At 70.1% G+C, this 19,712-nt stretch carries 21 protein-coding genes; 10 read left to right on the forward strand and 11 right to left on the reverse strand.

The window, feature by feature from the left end:
• The first annotated feature begins 69 nt into the window (after positions 1–69).
• From EDC34_RS06480 to EDC34_RS06490, 3 genes are read left to right on the forward strand one after another with little or no spacing between them, the layout of a single operon-like run.
• Positions 70–2,010, forward strand: a complete 1,941-nt coding sequence (locus EDC34_RS06480) for an OPT family oligopeptide transporter (protein WP_114960275.1) — start codon at positions 70–72, stop codon at positions 2,008–2,010.
• Positions 2,011–2,069: 59 nt separating this feature from the next.
• Positions 2,070–4,148 (forward strand): S9 family peptidase, encoded by a 2,079-nt coding sequence (locus EDC34_RS06485; RefSeq protein WP_114960274.1) that lies wholly within the window; start codon positions 2,070–2,072, stop codon positions 4,146–4,148.
• A 57-nt stretch (positions 4,149–4,205) separates the two neighbouring features.
• Entirely contained in the window at positions 4,206–4,988 is a 783-nt protein-coding gene (locus EDC34_RS06490; protein ID WP_114960273.1) for an FHA domain-containing protein, read from the forward strand.
• Positions 4,989–4,994: 6 nt separating this feature from the next.
• On the opposite strand, the gene EDC34_RS06495 is transcribed toward EDC34_RS06490, so the two are convergent.
• The 7 genes from EDC34_RS06495 to EDC34_RS06525 all read right to left on the reverse strand — a co-directional run bounded on the left by EDC34_RS06495 (position 4,995) and on the right by EDC34_RS06525 (position 10,967).
• Positions 4,995–5,993 (reverse strand): magnesium and cobalt transport protein CorA, encoded by a 999-nt coding sequence (locus EDC34_RS06495; RefSeq protein ID WP_114960272.1) that lies wholly within the window; start codon positions 5,991–5,993, stop codon positions 4,995–4,997.
• Between the two features lie 31 nt (positions 5,994–6,024).
• Positions 6,025–7,260: a lipoprotein N-acyltransferase Lnb domain-containing protein gene (locus tag EDC34_RS06500; protein ID WP_114960325.1), complete on the reverse strand. Its 1,236-nt coding sequence runs from the start codon at positions 7,258–7,260 to the stop codon at positions 6,025–6,027.
• 25 nt (positions 7,261–7,285) lie between these two features.
• Entirely contained in the window at positions 7,286–8,164 is an 879-nt protein-coding gene (locus tag EDC34_RS06505) for a CorC family transporter (protein WP_114960271.1), read from the reverse strand.
• Between the two features lie 75 nt (positions 8,165–8,239).
• A complete protein-coding gene (ybeY, locus tag EDC34_RS06510) occupies positions 8,240–8,722 on the reverse strand; it encodes an rRNA maturation RNase YbeY (protein WP_114960270.1) in 483 nt (160 codons plus the stop codon).
• Positions 8,723–8,731: 9 nt separating this feature from the next.
• The gene (locus EDC34_RS06515; RefSeq protein WP_114960269.1) at positions 8,732–9,706 is read right to left on the reverse strand and encodes a PhoH family protein; all 975 of its coding nucleotides are present in this window, start codon (positions 9,704–9,706) and stop codon (positions 8,732–8,734) included.
• A gap of 350 nt (positions 9,707–10,056) precedes the next feature.
• Positions 10,057–10,473, reverse strand: coding sequence for a hypothetical protein (locus EDC34_RS06520; RefSeq protein ID WP_010342135.1), 417 nt, complete (start codon positions 10,471–10,473; stop codon positions 10,057–10,059).
• The gene (locus tag EDC34_RS06525) at positions 10,470–10,967 is read right to left on the reverse strand and encodes an OsmC family protein (RefSeq protein ID WP_114960268.1); all 498 of its coding nucleotides are present in this window, start codon (positions 10,965–10,967) and stop codon (positions 10,470–10,472) included. The genes EDC34_RS06520 and EDC34_RS06525 overlap by 4 nt, the downstream gene beginning before the upstream one ends.
• Before the next feature lie 71 nt (positions 10,968–11,038).
• Between EDC34_RS06525 and EDC34_RS06530 the strand changes: the two genes are divergently transcribed.
• Positions 11,039–11,701 carry an ArsR/SmtB family transcription factor gene (locus tag EDC34_RS06530; RefSeq protein WP_114960267.1) on the forward strand — a complete coding sequence of 221 codons (663 nt, stop codon included), beginning with the start codon at positions 11,039–11,041 and terminating at the stop codon, positions 11,699–11,701.
• A gap of 17 nt (positions 11,702–11,718) precedes the next feature.
• Here EDC34_RS06530 and miaB read toward each other — a convergent pair whose 3' ends face one another.
• The gene (gene miaB, locus EDC34_RS06535) at positions 11,719–13,122 is read right to left on the reverse strand and encodes a tRNA (N6-isopentenyl adenosine(37)-C2)-methylthiotransferase MiaB (RefSeq protein WP_114960266.1); all 1,404 of its coding nucleotides are present in this window, start codon (positions 13,120–13,122) and stop codon (positions 11,719–11,721) included.
• A gap of 128 nt (positions 13,123–13,250) precedes the next feature.
• On the opposite strand from miaB, the gene EDC34_RS06540 reads away from it, so the two are divergent.
• The 6 genes from EDC34_RS06540 to EDC34_RS06565 all read left to right on the forward strand — a co-directional run bounded on the left by EDC34_RS06540 (position 13,251) and on the right by EDC34_RS06565 (position 18,163).
• Complete coding sequence (locus EDC34_RS06540; RefSeq protein ID WP_114960265.1) at positions 13,251–14,186, forward strand: lytic transglycosylase domain-containing protein; 936 nt, start codon at positions 13,251–13,253, stop codon at positions 14,184–14,186.
• A gap of 91 nt (positions 14,187–14,277) precedes the next feature.
• Positions 14,278–14,874 carry a ubiquinol-cytochrome c reductase iron-sulfur subunit gene (gene petA / locus EDC34_RS06545; RefSeq protein WP_114960264.1) on the forward strand — a complete coding sequence of 199 codons (597 nt, stop codon included), beginning with the start codon at positions 14,278–14,280 and terminating at the stop codon, positions 14,872–14,874.
• Between the two features lie 3 nt (positions 14,875–14,877).
• Positions 14,878–16,149 (forward strand): cytochrome b, encoded by a 1,272-nt coding sequence (locus EDC34_RS06550; protein ID WP_114960263.1) that lies wholly within the window; start codon positions 14,878–14,880, stop codon positions 16,147–16,149.
• Positions 16,142–16,903 carry a cytochrome c1 gene (locus EDC34_RS06555; RefSeq protein WP_114960262.1) on the forward strand — a complete coding sequence of 254 codons (762 nt, stop codon included), beginning with the start codon at positions 16,142–16,144 and terminating at the stop codon, positions 16,901–16,903. The genes EDC34_RS06550 and EDC34_RS06555 overlap by 8 nt, the downstream gene beginning before the upstream one ends.
• Before the next feature lie 115 nt (positions 16,904–17,018).
• Positions 17,019–17,654 (forward strand): glutathione S-transferase N-terminal domain-containing protein, encoded by a 636-nt coding sequence (locus EDC34_RS06560; protein WP_114960324.1) that lies wholly within the window; start codon positions 17,019–17,021, stop codon positions 17,652–17,654.
• Positions 17,654–18,163: a ClpXP protease specificity-enhancing factor gene (locus EDC34_RS06565; protein ID WP_338067050.1), complete on the forward strand. Its 510-nt coding sequence runs from the start codon at positions 17,654–17,656 to the stop codon at positions 18,161–18,163. The genes EDC34_RS06560 and EDC34_RS06565 overlap by 1 nt, the downstream gene beginning before the upstream one ends.
• Positions 18,164–18,206: 43 nt before the next feature.
• On the opposite strand, the gene EDC34_RS06570 is transcribed toward EDC34_RS06565, so the two are convergent.
• Genes EDC34_RS06570 through EDC34_RS06580 form a run of 3 tightly spaced genes read right to left on the reverse strand, consistent with a single transcriptional unit; the run spans position 18,207 to position 19,688 of the window.
• The gene (locus tag EDC34_RS06570) at positions 18,207–18,545 is read right to left on the reverse strand and encodes a DUF3301 domain-containing protein (protein WP_114960260.1); all 339 of its coding nucleotides are present in this window, start codon (positions 18,543–18,545) and stop codon (positions 18,207–18,209) included.
• Between the two features lie 4 nt (positions 18,546–18,549).
• Positions 18,550–19,422 (reverse strand): carboxylating nicotinate-nucleotide diphosphorylase, encoded by an 873-nt coding sequence (gene nadC, locus EDC34_RS06575; protein ID WP_114960259.1) that lies wholly within the window; start codon positions 19,420–19,422, stop codon positions 18,550–18,552.
• Positions 19,419–19,688, reverse strand: a complete 270-nt coding sequence (locus tag EDC34_RS06580) for a Trm112 family protein (RefSeq protein ID WP_114960258.1) — start codon at positions 19,686–19,688, stop codon at positions 19,419–19,421. Before EDC34_RS06580 ends, nadC begins: the two co-directional genes overlap by 4 nt.
• Positions 19,689–19,712: the final 24 nt, after the last annotated feature.

Below are 19,712 nucleotides of genomic sequence, written 5' to 3' on the forward strand. Positions count from 1 at the left end.
CCTCCCGCGCTGGACTTGCACGGCGGCAGCGGCTAGGTTTCGCCGATTGCATCCTGACGAGGGCACCCGATGTCGACTCCCATTCAGCCGGTTCCGCAGCTGACGTTCCGCGCGGTGCTGCTGGCGATCATCCTGGCGGTGATCCTGTCCGCCGCGAATGCCTACCTCGGCCTGTTCGCCGGGTTGACCATCGCCACCGCGATCCCGGCGGCGGTGGTGTCGATGGGCGTGCTGCGCCTGCTCGGCGGCGGCACCATCCTCGAGAACAACATCGTCCAGACCGGCGCCTCGGCAGGCTCTTCGATCGCCGCCGGCGTGATCTTCACCATCCCGGCGCTGATCATCCTGGGCTACTGGCAGGACTTCAAATACTCGTGGGTGCTGGCGATTGCCGGCCTCGGCGGCCTGCTGGGCGTGCTGTTCTCGGTGCCGCTGCGGCGTTCGATGATCGTCGAGGAGCCGCTGCCGTTCCCCGAAGGCAAGGCCGCCGCCGAAGTGCTCAAGGCAGGCGAGAACCCCGGGCCGGGGCTGAAGATCCTCGGCATCTCCGCGGGCATCGGCGCCCTGGTGAAACTGGCCGCCGAAAGTGGCTTGCGGATGATTCCGGACAATGCCGCGGGTGCGGGCTTCTTCGGCAAGTACCTGGGCTATATGGGCACCGGCCTGTCGCCGGCGCTGCTGGGCGTGGGCTACATCGTTGGCCTGAATATCGGCATTGTCGTGGTGTCCGGCAGCATCCTGGCCTACAACATCGCCATCCCGCTCTACCACGCCTACGCGTCCTCGTTCGACCCGGTGTTTGCTACCAAACTCATCGGTCTGAGCGCCGCCGACGCGGCCGGGCTGATCCGCGCGGAGAAGGTGCGCTACATCGGCGTCGGAACCATGCTGATCGGCGGCATCTGGACGCTGTTCTCGCTGCGCAACTCGCTGCTGTCCGGCATCAAGAGCGGCATTGCCGCCGCCCGCAAGGGTTCGGGCGGCGCCGATCTGCCCGAGACCGAGCGCGACCTGCCGATGAAGTGGATGCTGATTGCGCTGCTGCTGTTCGTGCTGCCGCTACTGGGCCTGTACCAGGCGATCGTGCAGAACTGGGGCGTGAGCGTGCCGATGACGATCATCATGATCGTGGCCGGCTTCCTGTTCGTGTCGGTGTCGGCCTATCTCGCCGGGCTGGTCGGCTCGTCGAACAATCCGGTGTCCGGCATCACGATCGCAACCATCCTGTTCGCCTCGGTGGTGCTGATGCTCCTGTTGGGCAGCGACTCCAAGATCGGCGCCGTGGCGGCGATCATGATCGGCGCGGTGGTGTGCTGCGCGGCGGCGGTCGGCGGCGACAACCTGCAGGACCTCAAGGCCGGCTACATCGTCGGCGCGACGCCGTGGAAGCAGCAGCTGATGCTGGGCATCGGCGCGTTCTCCTGCGCGCTGATCATGGCGCCGGTGCTGAACCTGCTGGCGCAGGCCTACGGCATCGGCGATCCCACCCGCCCCGGTTCGCTGCAGGCGCCGCAGGCGACGCTGATGGCGTCGGTGGCGCAGGGGCTGTTCGGCGGCCACCTCCCTTGGGACATGATCGCCGTCGGCGCCGGCATCGGCGCGCTGGTGATTGCGTTCGACGGCTGGCTGAAGTCGCGCAATTCGAATTTCCGCGTGCCGGTGCTGGCCGCGGCCATCGGCATCTACCTGCCGCTGGAGCTGATGGTGCCGATCTTCCTCGGCGGACTGCTGGCGCACATCGTCGAGAAGCGCCACGGCATCGTCGGCACCCACGACGAGGCGCTGCGCGACCGCGTGCATCGCCCCGGCGTGCTGTTCTCCGCGGGCCTGATCACAGGCGAGGCGCTGATGGGCATCCTGATCGCGATCCCGATCGTGGTCAGCGAGCGCGCCGACGTGCTGGCGCTGCCGGAGCAGTTCCACTTCGGGCAGACGGTGGGCTTGATCGTGCTGGCCGTGGTCGGCTGGCTCATCTACCGCACCGGCGCCAAGGCCAACCCGAACGCTTGATCCATCGACGCCCGCGCCTGCGCGGGCGTCTTCATTTCCTGCTGCATGGAGCCACTGCCATGACCCTACGCCACGCCCTCCTTCCGCTCGCCCTTGCCCTGTCCCTGCCGGCGCTGGCCGCCGACGCGCCGCCGGCCGCCAGGCACGGCTTCACCGTGCAGGACATGGCCTACATGGACCGCTATTCCGCGCCCACCCTGTCGCCGGACGGGCGCGTGCTGGTGTTCGCCAAGCGCACGGTCGACAAGGACACGAACAAGGCCAGCACCACCCTGTGGATGCGCAACCTGGTCACCCGCGACCTGCGCCCGCCGCAGCAGGTGTCGCCGGAAGGCTGGAGCGTGAATTCGCCGGCGTTCGCGCCGGACGGCAAGACGTTGTACTTCCTCAGCGCGAAGTCGGGCTCGATGCAGCTGTACGCGATGCCGCTGGCCGGCGGCGAACCCAAGCGCCTGACCGATTTTCCGATCGACGTGGACGCCTACCAGCTCTCGCCCGACGGCAAGCAGGTGGCGCTGGCGTTCGCGGTGTTCCCGGACTGCCAGGCCGACCTGGCCTGCACCAAGAAGAAGCTGGACGAGGCCGAGGCGGTGAAGGCCACCGGCAAGGTGTTCGACCGCCTGTTCATCCGCCACTGGGATGCCTGGAACGACGGCCGCCTGAACCGCGTGTTCGCCGCCCCGCTCGGCGGCGCGGGCATGCTGACCTCGGCCACCCTGCTGAGTGGCGGCATCCACGGTGACATCCCGTCCAAGCCGTTCGGTGACCTGTCCGACTTCGCCTGGTCGCCGGACGGCAAGACCGTGGCGATGAGCGTGCGCCAGGCCAACCGCGAGGAGCCGTGGAGCACCAATTTCGACATCTGGCTGGTGAATGCCGACGGCAGCGGCGCGCGCAACCTCACCGCCGCCAACAAGGCCTGGGATGCCGGCCCGGTGTTCAGCGCCGACGGTAAGACCCTGTACTACCGCGCGATGAAGCGCCCCGGCTTCGAGGCCGACCGCTTCGCACTGATGGCGATGGACCTGGCCACCGGCAAGACCCGCGAGATCGCGCCGCGCTGGGATGCCTCCGCCGACGGCATCCGCCTGTCCGCCGACGGCAAGTGGATCTACACCACCGCGCAGGAACTGGGCCAGCACCCGCTGTTCCGCGTCTCGCTGGCCAACGGCGAGGTGGAGACGGTGGCGAAGGACGGCAGCGTGTCCGCGTTCGATCTGGCCGGGCCGACCCTGGCGCTGGCGCGCAATTCGCTGGTGACGGGCGACGTGCTCTACACCACCAGCCTGGATGGCAAGGCGCCGCTGCGGCAGATCACCCCGAGCGCGGCGCAGATGCTGCCGGACGTGGCCTGGGGCGCCTTCGAGCAGTTCAAGTTCCGTGGCTGGAACGACGAAACCGTGCACGGCTACGTGGTCAAGCCGTGGAACTATCAGCCGGGCAAGAAGTATCCGGTGGCGTTTTTGATCCACGGCGGCCCGCAGGGCAGCTTCGGCAACGGCTGGAGCTATCGCTGGAATCCGCAGACCTACGCGGGGCAGGGCTATGCGGTGGTGATGATCGACTTCCACGGCAGCACCGGCTACGGCCAGGCCTTCACCGATTCCATCTCCGGCCATTGGGGCGACCGCCCGCTGGAAGACCTGCAGAAGGGCTGGGATTACGCGCTCAAGGCCTATCCCTTCCTCGATGGCGACAAGGCCTGCGCGCTGGGCGCCAGCTATGGCGGCTTCATGGCCTACTGGATCGCCGGCAACTGGAACCAGCCGTGGAAGTGCATCGTCGCCCACGACGGCGTGTTCGACAATTTCATGATGGGCTACGCCACCGAGGAGCTGTGGTTCAGCGAGTGGGAAAACGGCGGCACCCCGTTCGAGAACCCGGACGGCTACCAGAAATTCAACCCGGCCAACCACGTCAAGGACTGGCGGGTGCCGATCCTGATCATCCACGGCCAGCAGGACTTCCGCATTCCGGTGGAGCAGGGCATCGCCGCGTTCACCGCAGCCCAGCGCAAGGACGTGGAATCGAAGTTCCTGTATTTCCCGGACGAGAACCACTGGGTGCTGAAGCCGCAGAACAGCGTGCTCTGGCACGAGACGGTGAATGCCTGGCTGAAGCAGCATATCGGCCAGTGAGCCTTCTGGCGGCTGCTCCGGCGGCCGCCGCGATCCCGTCCACGGACCTGCGCACGCATGAAACTCGTGTTCCCAGGCGGCGAGCATTCGCCGCGTTTGCTTGAAGAAGGCGTCACCCGCATCGGAAGCGATCCCGAGTGCGGCATCCGGCTGGAACAGCCGGGCGTGCTGCCGCTGCACTGCGAATTGCGCGTGGTCGGCGCGCGGGTGCTGCTGCAGGCCGCACCGGAGGCGGCGCTGCGCGTCAACGACCGCCCGGTGCAGGGCCTGATCGCGCTGCGCCCCGGCGACAGCCTGGGCATCGCCGGCGTGCAGGCGCGGCTGGCGGCCTTGCCGCCGGGGGTGTTGCCCAAGGCCCGCGAGGAGGCGTCCGCGCCGATGGCGGCGGAGCCGGCGGACGAGGCCGGCCTCACCCGGGTGCGGCCGGTGCTGCCGCGTTTCGTCCTGCGCGGGGTGTCCGGCCCGATGCTGGGGCGCAGCCATCCGCTGGCGGGCGTGGCCACCGTGGGCCGTGCGCCGGAATGCACGCTGCAGATCGAGGAGGCCGGACTGTCGCGCCAGCACGCGCGGCTGGTGCCGGTGGCGGACGGCGTGCAGGTCGAGGATACCGGTTCCACCAATGGCACCTTCCTCAACGGCCGCCGCATCCTGCAGGGGCTGGCCGTGGCCGGCGACGAGATCGCGTTCGACACGGTGCGCTTCCGGGTGCTGGATTCCACCCGGTCCGAGCTGCAGCAGCTGTCGCCGCGCACGGGCGGCTTCCGCATGCCGCTGTGGTGGTGGGTGGCGGCGGCCGCGGCCCTGGCCGCGCTGGCGTGGGCGGTGTTCTGGCTGCGCTGAGGCGCGCTACAGCCAGCGGATGCGGCGCAGGTAGGCGTACAGCACGATGCACACCAGCGCCACCACGCCGGTGAGGATGGCGTAGCTGTAGCGTCCGTGCAGTTCCGGCATGTGTTCGAAGTTCATGCCGTACCAGCTGGCGATCAGGGTCGGCGCGGCCAGCAGACCGGCCCAGCCGGCCAGCTTCTTCACCACCTCGCCCTGCGCCACCGTCACCAGCGCCAGGTTGGTGTTCATGGCCGCGGCCGCCATCTCGCGCAGGGTGTCGATGGTGTCGCCCTCGCGCGCGGCATGGTCGTGGATATCGCGGAAGTAGGGCTTGACTTCGTCCGGGATCGGGAACGCCGGCGCGCGCCGGAGCTGGGCCAGGATGTCCTGCATCGGCAGCACTGCCAGCCGCATCCGGGTCAGGTCCTTGCGCAGCCGGTACAGGCGTTGCAGGGTGGTGCGGCGGTAGCTTTCCGCGAACACGTCCTGCTCGAGGGCGTCGAGCTCGTCCCCGTAGTCGGCGACGATCGGCTGGTAGTTGTCCACCACGAAATCCAGCACCCCGTGCAGGGCGATGCTGGGGCCGAGCGCCAGCAGCTCCGGCTCGCGCTCCAGCCGCTGGCGCACCGGGGCGTAGCTGAGCGAGGCGCCGTGGCGCACGGTCACCAGGTAGCGCGGGCCGGCGAACACCTGGGTCTCGCCGAAGCGCACCTCGCCGTGGACGCGCTGGGCGGTGTGCACGGCGATGAACAGGCTTTGCCCGTAGGTCTCGATCTTGGGCCGCTGGTGCGCCTTGTGCGCGTCCTCCACCGCCAGGTCGTGCAGGCCGAACTCTTCCTGCAGCGCGTCCAGCACCGCTTCTTCCGGCTCGTACAGGCCGACCCAGACGAAGCTGCCGTCGTCCTGCGCCAGCACCTCGCTGATGGCCTCGATCGGGATGTCGCGGCGGTGGCCGGCGCGGTCGTACACCGCGCAGTTGACGATCGCTTGGCGCTGGGAGTCGTGCAGTCGGCTCATCGGCCCATCCTGCCCGCGGCGACGGTGGCCATCAAGCCGCCGGCCTGCGCCAAGCGCGGGCGAGGGCGGCGTGGATCGGCAGCAGCAGCGCGATCCAGTGGCCGTTGCGCTGCGGCACGGACTGCAGCCACAGCAGCAGGCAGGCCAGCAGCGCCAGCACGGCCACCGCCACCAGCAGCGTGCGGAAGCGCGGCGAGGGCGCGCGGTCGTACAGCAGGGCGACCCCGCCCGGCACCAGCAGCAGGCACAGCGGATTAAACAGCAGCAGGTTGCGGTTGGCCCACATCGCCTGGTGCGCGGTGAACGCCCAGCCCAGCGCCAGCACCAGCCCGAGCAGGCCGCACAGCAGCCAGAAGCCCAGCGCCAGCCCCGCCAGCAGGCCGGGACGCGCCGTGCGCAGCCACAGGATGGCGGCCGCGGCCAGCGCGCCGGCCAGCAGCCAGGGCCACAGCGCCGGGGCCTGCTCGGCCGGCTCCGGCGGCAGCCGCTGCGGCAGCAGCTCCACCTCCGCGGCTACCAGTGGGCGCCCGCTGGTGCCGGTGACGCGGCGCAGGTCGTCGGCCAGCCGGCGCGGCAGGAAATCCTCCTGCCAGCGGGTCAGCGGGCGGTCGGCGTAGGGCCCCAGGCCGATGTCGAACGCCAGCCACATCCACGCCTGCGGCGAGGCCAGCCGCAGCGCCTCGCTGCGGTAGGTGTCGCCGCTGGAGCGGCCTTCCAGCTGCTTGCGCAGGTGGCCGCCGAGCGCGCGGTCGAGTGCGTCGCGCACGCGGGTGGCGCAGTTGTCGGTGAAGTAGTCGTAGCGGTAGCGCGCGTTCTCCGGGCGTGCGTTCTCGGCCAGCGCCGCCGCCAGCGCGCGTGCCTGCGCCGGCTCCAGGTCCAGCCACTGCAGGCGCGCGCCACGTCCGACCTGGCGGTAGTACTCCATGTCCTCTTCCAGCGGCAGCGCCACCAGCCGGTAGCGCATGTCGCCCTTGACGAAGCGGCCGAGGAAGCCGGGTTCGTCCATGTCGAAGAAGCCGAAGTTGTAGTTGGTGCGCGTGCCGGTGCGCGGGTCTTCCACCACGATGGCGTCGTGCCCGAAGCGTTCCCAGAACACCTCGCCCGGGCCCATCGTCACCACCCCGATCCGCGGCGCCGCCGGCGCTGCATCGGCAGGCGCTGCGGGCGATGTGGATGCCGGGGGCGGCGCGGGTGATGGGGCGGATGACGGGGCGGGCGTGGCGCCCATGGCCGCCACGGCCAGCAGCGCCAGCAAGGGGGCCAGCATCCAGCGCGCCGCGGCGCGCGCGCGCTCAGCCCTCGGCATGCACGCTCACGTGCAGCGCATGCAGCCGGCGCGCGTCGGCACGCGCCACCCGGAAGGTGAAGCGGCCGAGCGAGAGCTCCTCGCCCGCTTCCGGCAGGTGGCCGATCGCGGCGGTCACCAGCCCACCGATGGTGTCGTATTCGTCGTCGTCGAAATCGGCGCCGAAGCGTTCGTTGAAGTCGGCGATCGGGGTGAGGGCGTCCACCACGAACTGGCCGTCGGCCTGGGCCGCGATCAGCACGCCCGCGTCGGCGGCATCGTCGTGCTCGTCGTCGATCTCGCCGACGATCTGCTCCAGCACGTCCTCGATCGTCACCAGCCCGGCCACGCCGCCGTATTCGTCGATCACGATCGCCATGTGGTTGCGCGACTGCCGGAACTCGCGCAGCAGCACGTTGAGGTTCTTCGACTCCGGGATCAGCACCGCCGGACGCAGCAGCTCGTGGATGCTGGCCGGGCCGTTGTCGGCCACCACCCCGCGCAGCAGGTCCTTGGCCAGCAGGATGCCGAGGATCTCGTCCTTGTCCTCGCCGTGCACCGGGAAGCGCGAGTGGCCGGATTCCACCACCTGCTTCATCAGGTCCAGCAGCTTGCCGTCCGCCGGCAGCGCCACCATCTGCGCGCGCGGCACCATCACGTCGCCCACGGTCATGTCGGCGATGTTGATGGCGCCTTCCATCATGCGCAGCGTATCGGCGCCGATCAGGCCATCGGCCTGCACGTCGCGCAGCAGTTCGATCAGGTCCTCGCGGCTGGTCGGTTCGCCGGACAGGGCGGCGCTGATGCGCTCCAGCCAGGAGCGATGGGGTTTCTCGGCGGGTTTCTCGTCGGCGTCGGGGTGGCGTCGACTGTCGTCCTCGGACATGGGGCGTAAGGGCCTTTGCTCGCTGCGGGGGAAAGAACGCGTGGGGAAGTCTAGCGAATCCGCGGGGGCGGGTGTTCAGGCGTCGAGATAGGGATCGGGCAGGCCCAGCGTGGCCAGGATCTCGCGCTCCAGCTGCTCCATGGCCTCGGCCTCGCGCGCGTCCTCGTGGTCCCAGCCCAGCAGGTGCAGGCAGCCGTGCACGGTCAGGTGGGCATAGTGCGCGTTCAGCGGTTTGCCCTGTTCCTTGGCTTCGCGGGCCACCACCGGCGCGCACAGCACCAGGTCGCCGAGCAGCGGCAGGCGCACGTCCTTGGGCAGCCCTTCCGGCAGTTCCGCCGGGAAGCTGAGGACGTTGGTGGCGTAGTCGCGGCCGCGGTAGTGGCGGTTCAGCGCGCGCCCCTCGCGGGTGCCGACCAGGCGGATCGCCAGGTCGGCCTCGCGGATGCGCCCGGCCAGCGCGGCGGCCGCCCACTTGCGGAAACTAGCGGCGGCCGGCACGCCGGCGCGCGGCACCGCGTAGCCGACGGCGACATCGAGGCGGACCGGTCCCTGGGTCATGCGCGCATCTTACCCCTCGGCGGCGGCGTCGCGCGCCTCGTAGGCATTCACGATGCGCGCCACCAGCGGGTGCCGCACCACGTCGCGCGCCTCGAAGAAGGTGAAGCTCACGCCCTCGACCCCGCGCAGCACCTCCACCGCGTCCTTCAGGCCGGACTTCTGGTGCTTGGGCAGGTCGATCTGGGTCATGTCGCCGGTGATCACGGCGGTGCTGCCGAAGCCCAGCCGGGTCAGGAACATCTTCATCTGCTCGATGCTGGTGTTCTGCGCCTCGTCGAGGATCACGAACGCATCGTTCAACGTGCGCCCGCGCATGTACGCCAGCGGCGCGATCTCGATGACGTTGCGTTCCAGCAGGCGCGCCACCTTCTCCACGCCCAGCATTTCGTACAGCGCGTCGTACAGCGGGCGCAGGTAGGGATCGACCTTCTGGGTGAGGTCGCCGGGCAGGAAGCCCAGCTTCTCGCCGGCCTCCACCGCCGGGCGCACCAGCACCACCCGCTGCACGCGCGACTGGTTCAGCGCGTCCACCGCCATCGCCACGGCGAGGTAGGTCTTGCCGGTGCCGGCCGGGCCGACGCCGAAATTGATGTCGTGGGTGGCGATCGCCTGCAGGTACTTGCGCTGGTTGGGCCCGCGCCCGCGCAGGGTGCCGCGCTTCACGCGCACCGCCACGTCCTGCCCGGCATGGCCGGCGGCGGGCGCGGCCTCGTCCGCGAACGCGCCCAGCCGCAGGTGCACGGCCGGCTCGTCCAGCGCCTCGCCGGCGGTGTCGTCGTACAGCCGGCGCAGGAAGGCCTCGGCGCGCCCGGCGGCGGCGGCATCCTCGGCGCTCACCCGGAACACGTTGCCGCGGTTGGCGATCTGCACGCCCAGGCGCAGCTCGGCCAGGCGCAGGTGGGCGTCGAACGGGCCGGCCAGGTTGGCCAGGCGCTCGGCGTCGTCGGGTTCCAGCACGAACTCGCGTTGCGCAGGGATGGTCATGGCGGGCGCACGCCGCCAGCGGCAGCGTCGAAAACGAGGGGGCGCAAAGGGTAGCGCGCAGCGCGTAGCCGGGCCAGTGAAGGGGGGCGCGGTTGCGGCGTCGGTGTGTGCACGTCAACGCGATCTGACTACGCCCCGCGCCTGTGAGCGCCACCGCCGCGACCCGCACGAGGCGGCGATGGCAACGTTGTCCACAATGGATGTGGATTGATTGTCCAAAAACCTGTGGACAACTACGCGGACGCCTTGCCCGGCAAGGCGCGGCCCTGTGGTGGCGAAAAAAATCGCACCTGCCGGCCAGCGCCGGGCGTTCCGCCGCGCTTGCCTTCTGGGAATCCGTTGCGGCGCGCCTATCGATGTCCGCCGCCGCCGCGCGCGTCGCGGGCCTGCATCCACGCGTCCGCGATCGCCCGTGCGCCGGCAAGGTCGTCCACCACCAGCACCAGCTGACCGTGGTGATCGCTGTACTGCACGGCGATGTCGATGCCGGCGTCGCCGAGCAGGCCTGTCAGCAAGCCCAGTTGGCCCGGCGTGTCCTGGTCCAGGCGCAGCAGTACGGCGGGACGCTCGGCGGCCACGCGCATCCCGTGCGCCTGCAGTGCGTCGCGCACCGGCGCAGCGGCATCGAACAGGAAGTGCGCGACCGCGCGGCCGCCCACCCGCCACGCGCCGCCACCTTCGATGCTGATGCCGGCCGCGCCCAGCGCCTTGGCCATCGCCGCCAGTGCGCCGGGGCGATCGTCGAGATGGATCTCCACGTCCTTCATCGCAGCGCCTCCGCCGTCGCCTCGCCGTGCACGATCGTCGCCTCGCAGCGCACCGCCACCGCGCAGCTGTTGGCGATGAAGCACTGCGCGTGCGCCTGTGCGTGCAGCGCGTGCGCACGGGCCGCATCGCTGTCCGCGGCAATGGTCACCCGCGGCGCCAGCGTCACCTCGCGAAAGCGCCCGCCGCGGCCGGGATGCAGCTCCAGCCAACCTTGCGCCTGGTCGTCGTAGGCCAGGACCCGGATGCCGGCATGCGCGCACAGCGCCAGGTAGGTGAGCATGTGGCAGGCGGCGAGGGCGCCGACGAACAGGTCTTCCGGGTTGTGCAGCGCCGGGTCGCCGCGGAACGCCGGATCGGCGCTGCCCGCCAGCGCCGCTTTGCCTGGAACCTGCAGCGTGTAGTCGCGGCCGTAGCCTGTGTAGTCGGCGGTGCCGTTGCCGCGGTTGCCGGTCCAGTGCAGTTGCGAAGCGTAGTGGTGCAGCGTGTTGGCCATGTGCCTGCCTCGTGTGGGAAGCGGGCACGGTAGGCGCCAGCGCGGCGTCATGCTTCGTCTAGAATCGAAGCATGAGCGAAGCCACACCGCTGTCCCGTGTCGCCTTCCTGCTGGGCGACGCCGCGCGCAGCCGCATGTTGGCGGCGTTGATGAGCGGGCAGGCGCGCACCGCCACGGAACTGGCCCTGGACGGCGGCGTGGCGCCGTCCACCGCCAGCCAACATCTGACGCAACTGGTCGAGGCCGGCCTGCTCGCGGTGGTGCGCCAAGGCCGGCACCGCTATTTCCGCCTCGCCGATGCGCAGGTTGCCGCGGCAGTCGAGGCGATGATGGGGCTCGTACCGCCGCAGACCCGGCGGGTCGGCCCGGCGGATTCCGGCTTGCGCCGCGCGCGGGTGTGCTACGACCACCTTGCCGGCGAACTGGCGATCCGCTGGCGCCAGCAGATGGAGGCGCGCGGGCACCTGCTGTGCAGTGACGGCATGGCGCTGAGCGCGTCCGGCACGGCCTGGTGTACGGCGATCGGCATCGACGTGGCGGCGCTGCGTGCGTCGCGCCGGCCGGTGTGCCGGCCGTGCCTGGACTGGAGCGAGCGCCAAGACCATGTCGCCGGTGCGCTGGGCGGCGCCTTGCTTCGCTATCTGCTCGACACCGGCCTGGCACGGCGCGTGCCGGATTCGCGGGTGGTGCAGATCGGCCCGCGCGGCGAGCGCTTCCTCAGCGCGCTCGACTAGCGCGCGCCCGCCGCCGCTCAGGCCGCGGCGTCGTCCTCGGCCAGGTGCAAGCGGCCGCGCAGCGAATTGCTCAGCGCCTCGGTGATCGTCACGTCCACGAACTGGCCGATGAGCCGCTTCGGCGCCGGGAAATTCACCGAGCGCATGTTCTCGGTCTTGCCGGTCAGCTCGTCCGGGTTCTTCTTGGACGGGCCTTCCACCAGCACGGTCTGCACGCTGCCCACCATCGCCCGCGAGATGCCCGCCGCGTGCGCGGTGATGTGCTTCTGCAGGCGGTCCAGCCGGGCGTGCTTCTCCTCGCTGCTGGTGGTGTCCGGAAGGTCCGCGGCCGGGGTGCCGGGGCGACGCGAATAAATGAAGGAGAAGCTCTGGTCGAAGCCCACGTCCTCGATCAGCTTCATGGTCTTCTCGAAATCGGCGTCCGTCTCGCCGGGGAAGCCGACGATGAAGTCCGAGCTGATCGAGATGTCCGGGCGCACCGCGCGCAGCTTGCGGATCTTCTGCTTGAACTCCAGCGCGGTGTAGCCGCGTTTCATCGCGGCCAGGATGCGGTCGCTGCCGGACTGCACCGGCAGGTGCAGGTAGTTGGCCAGCTTCGGTACGTCGCGGTAGGCCTCGATCAGCGAGTCGCTGAACTCCAGCGGGTGCGAGGTGGTGAAGCGGATGCGGCCGATGCCGTCGATCTCGGCGATCGCGCGGATCAGCAGCGCAAGATCGGCGGTGGCGCCGTCCTCGCCCAGCGCGCCGCGGTAGGCATTCACGTTCTGCCCCAGCAGGTTGACCTCGCGCACCCCCTGCGCGGCCAGTTCCGCCACCTCGGTCAGCACCGACTCGAACGGGCGGCTGATTTCCTCGCCGCGGGTGTAGGGCACCACGCAGTAGGTGCAGTACTTGGAGCAGCCTTCCATGATCGAGACGAAGGCGGTGGGGCCTTCCGCGCGCGGCTCCGGCAGGCGGTCGAACTTCTCGATCTCCGGGAAGCTGATGTCCACCTGCGGCGCGTCCTGCTCGCGGCGGGCGCGGATCAATTCCGGCAGCCGGTGCAGGGTCTGCGGGCCGAACACCAGGTCCACGTAGGGCGCGCGCTCCAGGATCGCCGCGCCTTCCTGGCTGGCCACGCAGCCGCCGACGCCGATGATGACCGGGCGGCCGCCCTGCTTGAGCTGCTTCCAGCGGCCCAGCTGGCTGAACACCTTTTCCTGCGCTTTTTCGCGGATCGAGCAGGTGTTGATCAGGATCACGTCGGCTTCGTCGGCGTTCGTGGTCAGCTGCATGCCTTCCGCGGCGTGCAGCACGTCGGCCATCCGCGACGAGTCGTACTCGTTCATCTGGCAGCCGTGGGTCTGGATGAACAGCTTCGGGCCGCTGCCGGCGGCGGGTGCGGCAGGCGGCGGGGCGGGCAGGGGGTGCAGATCGGTCATGGCGTGCTCCGGGGCGCGGCGGTGAGTCCGGGCCGGATGGGTGGCGGGGCGGCCATTCTAGCGGCAGGGGCCGGCCGCGGGTGCGCGGACGCTTGCCAAGCGCGGCGCGCGGGGCGAGACTCCGCCGCATGAGGGGACGGGCGGCCATCTTGCTGCTGCTGCTGGCGCCGGGGGCGCCGGCGCTGGCGGGGAACGTCTATCGCTGCGTGGGCGGCGATGGCGCGGTGAGCTACGTCAACAAGCGTCCGCCGGGTGCGCAGTGCCGCCTGCTCGGCAGCTACCGTCCGGCCCCCCCGGTGCGGGCCCCGACACGTGCCCCGGCCCCCGCGCCTGCGCCGCCGCTGGCCGAGGTGGCGCGTCCGCCGGCCGCGGTCGCATCCTCCGCGCCGGCGGCATCGCCTGCGGCTGCGCCTTCTCCCGCGCCCGCCCCGGGCCCGGCCATGGGCCCGCGCCTGGTCCACGGCCAGCTGTATAGCTATGTCGGCAAGGACGGGGTGCGCACCTACACCAGCGCGCGCCCGGTCGGGGTGCCGATGGCGGCCATCCGCACCATCCAATACTCTTATATAGAGCGCTGCTACGCCTGCGGGGTCTTGCCGGGCGTGGATTTCCGCACGGTGCGCCTCAACACCACCGCCTACAGCGACGAGATCGCCGCCGCCGCGCGCGAGCTGGGGGTGGAAGAGGCGGTCGTGCGCGCCATCATCCATGCCGAATCCGCGTTCAACCCCAATGCGATCTCGCGGGTCGGGGCGCAGGGCCTGATGCAGCTGATGCCGGCGACCGCCCGCCGGTTCGGCGTGCTGGATGCCTTCGATGCCGGCCAGAACATCCGCGGCGGGGTGCAGTACCTGGCCTGGCTGCTGAAACGGTTCAACGGCAACCTGGCCCTGGCCGCGGCGGGCTACAACGCCGGCGAGGGCGCGGTGGACAAGTACGGCGGGGTGCCGCCCTACAGCGAAACCCAGCGCTACGTGCAGCGGGTGGGGGTGCTGGCGGAGCGCTATCGCGGGGCCCTGGCGGGCGCGGGAGCGCCGCTGCGGGGCGGATTGTCGGCGCGTTAAGCGTTCATATACACTTCAGTGTCTTTTGCGGTTGGCGGCCCCCTTGGCCGCCAGCCAAGGGGCATATCCAGTTTTCTTCACGGAGTGCGGGATGGCGAACGAAGAGGTCAACACCGGGCGACGCCGGTTCCTCACCGCGACGACAGCGGTGGTGGGGGCGGTGGGCGCCGGGTTCGCGGCGGTGCCGTTCATCAAGTCCTGGAGCCCCAGCGCGCGCGCGCGCTTCGCGGGCGCCCCGGTCAGCCAGGACATCAGCGCGCTGCAGGACGGGCAGCAGCTGGTGTTGAACTGGCGCGGCCAGCCGATCTACATCGCCAAGCGTTCCAAGGCCATGCTCGCGACCCTGCCGGTGATGGACCCGCTGGTGGCCGACCCGCATTCGGATGCCTCCACCCAGCCGGCCTACGCCAAGAACGAGACCCGTTCGATCAAGCCCGAGATCGCGGTGCTGGTGGGCGTCTGCACCCACCTGGGCTGCGCCCCCGAGTTCAAGCCCGAGGTCAAGCCCGAGCCGTTCGACCCGGACTGGAAGGGCGGCTATTTCTGCCCCTGCCACAAGTCGCGCTACGACCTGGCCGGGCGGGTGCTGAAGGCGCAGCCGGCGCCGCTGAACCTGCCGGTGCCGCCCTATCACTTCGAAGGCGACAATACCGTCGTCATCGGCGTCGATCCGAAGGGAGCCGCGTAAGCCATGGCGAATATCCTCACCCGCACCGCCAACGGCCTGATGGACTGGGTCAACGCGCGCGCGCCCGGCATGATGCCGGCGTACCGCAAGCACATGAGCGAGTACTACGCGCCGAAGAACTTCAACATCTGGTACATCTTCGGCGTGCTGTCGATCGTGGTGCTGGCCAACCAGATCCTGACCGGCATCTTCCTGACCATGCAGTTCAAGCCCAGCGCCGCCGAGGCGTTCGGCTCCGTCGAGTACATCATGCGCGACGTGGAGTGGGGCTGGCTGATCCGCTACATGCACAGCACCGGCGCGTCGCTGTTCTTCATCGTCATCTACCTGCACATGTTCCGCGGGCTGATGTACGGCAGCTACCGCAAGCCGCGCGAACTGGTGTGGCTGCTGGGCATGGTGATCTACCTGGTGCTGATGGCCGAGGCCTTCATGGGCTACGTGCTGCCCTGGGGCCAGATGTCGTACTGGGGCGCCAAGGTGATCATCTCGCTGTTCGGCGCGATCCCGGTGATCGGCGGCGGCCTGACCGAATGGATCATGGGCGACTTCAACCCGGGCGACGCCACCCTGAACCGCTTCTTCGCGCTGCACGTCATCGCGCTGCCGCTGGTGCTGCTGCTGCTGGTGGTGCTGCACATCTTCGCGTTGCACGAAGTCGGCTCGAACAACCCGGACGGCGTCGAGATCAAGAAGGGCCCGAAGGGCAACCGCTGGTCGGAGACGGCGCCGGCGGACGGCATCCCGTTCCATCCGTACTACACGGTCAAGGACCTGTTCTACGTCGGCTGCTTCCTGGTGATCGCGGCGTTCATCATCTTCTTCGCGCCCACCTTTGGCGGCCTGTTCCTGGAGCACGACAACTTCACCGAGGCCAACCCGCTGGTGACGCCCGCGCACATCAAGCCGGTGTGGTACTTCACCCCGTACTACGCGATGCTGCGGGTGGTGCCCTCGTTCTTCGGCATCAAGCTGTGGGGCGTGCTGGTGATGTTCGGCGCCATCGTCTGCCTGTTCCTGGTGCCGTGGCTGGACAAGTCGCCGGTCAAGTCCTACCGCTACCGCGGCTGGCTGAGCTGGGCCATGCTGCTGATGTTCGCGGTCTGCTTCCTGTGGCTGGCCAAGATCGGTGGCGGCCCGGGCACCGACCCGGTGGAAACCATCATCGGCCGCGTGCTGACCTTCCTCTACTTCGCTTTCTTCATCACCATGCCGGTCTGGTCCAAGCTGGACAAGACCAAGCCGGTGCCGGAACGGGTGACGATGCATGACTGACTTCTCCGACAACACGCGCGGCCTGCTGGCGCGCGCGGCCCTGTTCGCGGCCGGCCTGCTGCTGTCCGCCACCGCCTTCGCCAGCGAGGGCGGCGACCTGCAGCAGTCGGGCGTGGACCTCAACGACAAGGCCTCGCTGCAGCGTGGCGCGGCCCTGTTCATGAACTACTGCAGCGGCTGCCATTCGCTGAAATACGTGCGCTACGCGCGCATCGGCGAGGATCTGGGCCTGACCGAAGACCAGGTGATGCAGAACCTGAACTTCAGCGGCGGCAAGATCGGCGACCATGTGCTGTCGGCGATGCCGCCGGAGCTGGCCAAGGCCGCGTTCGGCAAGGCGCCGCCGGATTTGTCGCTGATCGCGCGCGTGCGCGGCAGCGACTGGATCTACACCTACCTGAAGTCCTTCTACGTGGACGAAAGCCGCCCGGTGGGCTGGAACAACACCCTGTTCCCGAACGCCTCGATGCCGAACCCGCTGTGGGAGTTGCAGGGCATCCAGCAGCCGGTGTACGGCAAGAAGACCGAGGCCGGCGAGTTGCCGGTGGAGGGCTTCACCATCAGCCAGGCCGGCACCCAGACCCCGGCGCAGTTCGACCGTACCGTCCGCGATATCACCGCGTTCCTCGAGTACGCCGGCGAGCCGGCGGCGCTGAAGCGCCAGAGCGTGGGCGTGTGGGCGGTGCTGTTCCTGGTGTTCTTCGCCCTGATGGCGTGGCTGTTGAAGCAAGAATACTGGCGGGACGTTCACTGACGCGGCGCCAGCGGCAAGGACGCCCGCCGCAGGGAACGACGCTTGACGGCCGTCCGCATCGTGCGGGCGGCGCAGGTGCGTCCGGCATCGACCGGGCGTGGGAGTGGTCCTGATGATGGCTGTGAGTCCGCGCATGCGAAACGCCTTGACCCTGTTTTCCGCTGTCGATGACGTGCTGTGCCACCGCGTGCGCCTGGTGCTGGCGGCGAAGGGCGTGGCCTACGACCTGATCCCGGTGGACCCGCAGAACCCGCCCGAGGACCTGATCGACCTCAACCCCTACCACTCGGTGCCGACCCTGGTCGAGCGCGACCTGGTGCTGTACGCCGCCAGCGTGGTCAGCGAATACCTGGACGAGCGCTATCCGCACCCGCCGCTGATGCCGGTGGATCCGCTCTCGCGCGCACGCCTGCGCCTGGCCATGCTGCGCATCGAACACGACTGGGTGCCGCAGGTGCAGGCCATCCAGTTTGGCAACAAGCAGCAGGCCGAGGCCGGGCGCAAGCGCCTGAAGGAGCTGCTCACCGCGGCGCTGCCGCTGTTCAAGGCCAGCAAGTTCTTCCTCAATGGCGAGATGAGCCTGGCCGACTGCGCGATGGCCCCGATCATCTGGCGGCTGGACGCCCTGGGCGTCCCGCTGCCGAAGGATGGCAAGGCGATCGAGGACTACGGCAACCGGATCTTCCGCAACCCCGGCTTCGAGCGCAGCCTCACGCCGCAGGAAAAGCACCTGCGCGAACTCCCGGCCTGATGGAGACCCAGCCCCCGATGCCGGCGATGAGCTCGCAGCGGCCGTACCTGTTGCGCGCGCTGTACGAGTGGATCGTCGACAACGACATGACCCCGCACGTGCTGGTGGATGCGCGCGTGCCGGGCGTGCGGGTGCCGCCGCATACGGTCAAGGACGGGCAGGTGGTGCTGAACATCGCCGCGCGCGCGGTGGGGCACCTGCAGATGGACAACGATGCGCTGCGCTTCTCGGCGCGCTTTGGCGGCGTCAGCCACAACGTGGTGGTGCCGCTGCCGGCGGTGATCGCCATCTATGCGCGCGAGAACGGCCACGGCATGGCGCTGCCGCAGGATGTCCCGCCGCCGGCGCCATTGGAAGCGGAAGAAGAGCACGAGGGACTGGGCGCGCTGCACGCCGATTACGATCCCGAGGTCATCTATACGCCTGAGACCGATGCGGAGGCCGCCCCCGGAGATGGTGACGACGATCGCCCGCCGCCGCGCCGCGGCCATCTGCGGGTCGTGAAGTAAGCGCGCGGCGCGCTCCGCGCCGCCGCCGGGATGGCCTTGGGCGTCAGCCGGACGGGAACGCCCGCACCACCGCCTGCGCTGCGCGGGTCGGCCCGCTGAAGCCGACCAGTTTCTCGCCCAGCAGCACGATCCGGCCCACGTGGCGGTCCTGGCCGTCCTCGGAATATTCGAAGCGGAAGCTGCGCTCCAGCCCCAGCCAGCCGTCGTCGCGCCGGCGCAGGCGGATGCCGGTGGCATGCACCGACTGGTCCAGCCATTGCACCCCGGCCGCCTCGCAGGCGTCGCGGCCGATGTCCGCGGCGCGCTCGGCCGCCGCGCGCGCGGCGGTGAACAGGAAGAAGCCGGCGGCGCCGACGAGCATCAGGACGAGCAGGGTGGGCATCGCGTCAAGCTGGGGGCGGAGGGCCGAGTTTCAACGAGAAATCGATGGCGTGGACGTGCTTGGTGAGGCCGCCGATCGAGATGCAGTCCACCCCGTCCTCGGCGATCGCGCGCAGGCTGGCCATGTCCACCCCGCCCGAGACCTCCAGCGGGATGCGTCCGTGGTAGGGCGCGCCCTTGGCGATCCGCACCGCCTCGCGGCGCATGGCCGGGTCGAAATCGTCCACCAGCACGCGCGTGCAGCCGGTGTCCAGCGCCTGCCGCAGCTCGTCCAGGGTCTCCACCTCGACGATCAGCGGCAGCGCCGGGTGCAGCGCGCGCGCGCGCGCGATGGCCGCGGCCACCGAGCCGAAGGCGCGGATGTGGTTTTCCTTGAGCATCACCGCGTCGTACAGCGCCATGCGGTGGTTGCTGCCGCCGCCGACCCGCACCGCGTACTTCTGCGCCACGCGCAGACCCGGCAAGGTCTTGCGGGTGTCGAGGATGGCCGCGCCGGTGCCACGCACCGCGTCCACGTGGCGGGCGGTGGTGGTGGCGGTGCCGCTGAGCGTCTGCAGGAAATTGAGCGAGGCGCGCTCGGCGCTGACCAGCGCGCGGCGGTGGCCCTGCAGGGTGGCGATGACGGTGCCCTTGGCGATGCGGTCGCCTTCCGCGCAGCGCCAGTCGATGCGCACGGCGGGGTCCAGCGCGCGGTGGCAGGCGTCGAACCACGGCCGCCCGGCCACCACGCAGTCCTCCTTGCACAGCAGGTAGGCCTCGTCCGCGGCATCCTCCAGCAGCAGGGCGGTGGCGTCGCCGGGGCCGATGTCCTCGGCCAGCGCGGCGGCGACGTTGGCCGCCACCACGGCCGCATCGGGCGGCGCGACCGGCGCGCTCATGCCGCGGGGAATCCGTCCGCCTGCGCGGTGGCGATCGCCTCCTCCACCAGCAGCACCGGGATGCCGTCGTCGATGCGGTAGGCGGTCTTGCGGTCGCGGGTCACCAGCGCCTCGCGCAGCGGCTCGCGCTGGGGCGTGCCGTCGCCGCGCGTCACCTGGCCGGCGGCGATCGCGCGGTTGAGCGCGTCCAGCCCGTCGGCTTCCAGCAGCGACAGCGGTTGGCGGGTGGCCGGGCAGGCGAGGAGATCGAGCAGCTTGCGGTCCATCGGCGAAAGGCAATGGTGGACGGG

Source organism: Thermomonas haemolytica, assembly GCF_004346265.1.
Classification (GTDB): Bacteria; Pseudomonadota; Gammaproteobacteria; order Xanthomonadales; family Xanthomonadaceae; genus Thermomonas; species Thermomonas haemolytica.

Coding starts and splice junctions, on each gene's coding strand:
- EDC34_RS06520 (WP_010342135.1), bottom strand. CDS start 10,473: ATGAAGGACGTGGAGATCCATCTCGACGATCGCCCCGGCGCACTGGCG.
- miaB (WP_114960266.1), bottom strand. CDS start 13,122: ATGACCGATCTGCACCCCCTGCCCGCCCCGCCGCCTGCCGCACCCGCC.
- EDC34_RS06515 (WP_114960269.1), bottom strand. CDS start 9,706: ATGACCATCCCTGCGCAACGCGAGTTCGTGCTGGAACCCGACGACGCC.
- EDC34_RS06490 (WP_114960273.1), top strand. CDS start 4,206: ATGAAACTCGTGTTCCCAGGCGGCGAGCATTCGCCGCGTTTGCTTGAA.
- EDC34_RS06540 (WP_114960265.1), top strand. CDS start 13,251: ATGAGGGGACGGGCGGCCATCTTGCTGCTGCTGCTGGCGCCGGGGGCG.
- petA (WP_114960264.1), top strand. CDS start 14,278: ATGGCGAACGAAGAGGTCAACACCGGGCGACGCCGGTTCCTCACCGCG.
- EDC34_RS06480 (WP_114960275.1), top strand. CDS start 70: ATGTCGACTCCCATTCAGCCGGTTCCGCAGCTGACGTTCCGCGCGGTG.
- EDC34_RS06550 (WP_114960263.1), top strand. CDS start 14,878: ATGGCGAATATCCTCACCCGCACCGCCAACGGCCTGATGGACTGGGTC.
- EDC34_RS06495 (WP_114960272.1), bottom strand. CDS start 5,993: ATGAGCCGACTGCACGACTCCCAGCGCCAAGCGATCGTCAACTGCGCG.
- EDC34_RS06580 (WP_114960258.1), bottom strand. CDS start 19,688: ATGGACCGCAAGCTGCTCGATCTCCTCGCCTGCCCGGCCACCCGCCAA.
- EDC34_RS06505 (WP_114960271.1), bottom strand. CDS start 8,164: ATGTCCGAGGACGACAGTCGACGCCACCCCGACGCCGACGAGAAACCC.
- EDC34_RS06555 (WP_114960262.1), top strand. CDS start 16,142: ATGACTGACTTCTCCGACAACACGCGCGGCCTGCTGGCGCGCGCGGCC.
- EDC34_RS06530 (WP_114960267.1), top strand. CDS start 11,039: ATGAGCGAAGCCACACCGCTGTCCCGTGTCGCCTTCCTGCTGGGCGAC.
- EDC34_RS06560 (WP_114960324.1), top strand. CDS start 17,019: ATGGCTGTGAGTCCGCGCATGCGAAACGCCTTGACCCTGTTTTCCGCT.
- nadC (WP_114960259.1), bottom strand. CDS start 19,422: ATGAGCGCGCCGGTCGCGCCGCCCGATGCGGCCGTGGTGGCGGCCAAC.
- EDC34_RS06565 (WP_338067050.1), top strand. CDS start 17,654: ATGGAGACCCAGCCCCCGATGCCGGCGATGAGCTCGCAGCGGCCGTAC.
- EDC34_RS06500 (WP_114960325.1), bottom strand. CDS start 7,260: ATGCTGGCCCCCTTGCTGGCGCTGCTGGCCGTGGCGGCCATGGGCGCC.
- ybeY (WP_114960270.1), bottom strand. CDS start 8,722: ATGACCCAGGGACCGGTCCGCCTCGATGTCGCCGTCGGCTACGCGGTG.
- EDC34_RS06485 (WP_114960274.1), top strand. CDS start 2,070: ATGACCCTACGCCACGCCCTCCTTCCGCTCGCCCTTGCCCTGTCCCTG.
- EDC34_RS06570 (WP_114960260.1), bottom strand. CDS start 18,545: ATGCCCACCCTGCTCGTCCTGATGCTCGTCGGCGCCGCCGGCTTCTTC.
- EDC34_RS06525 (WP_114960268.1), bottom strand. CDS start 10,967: ATGGCCAACACGCTGCACCACTACGCTTCGCAACTGCACTGGACCGGC.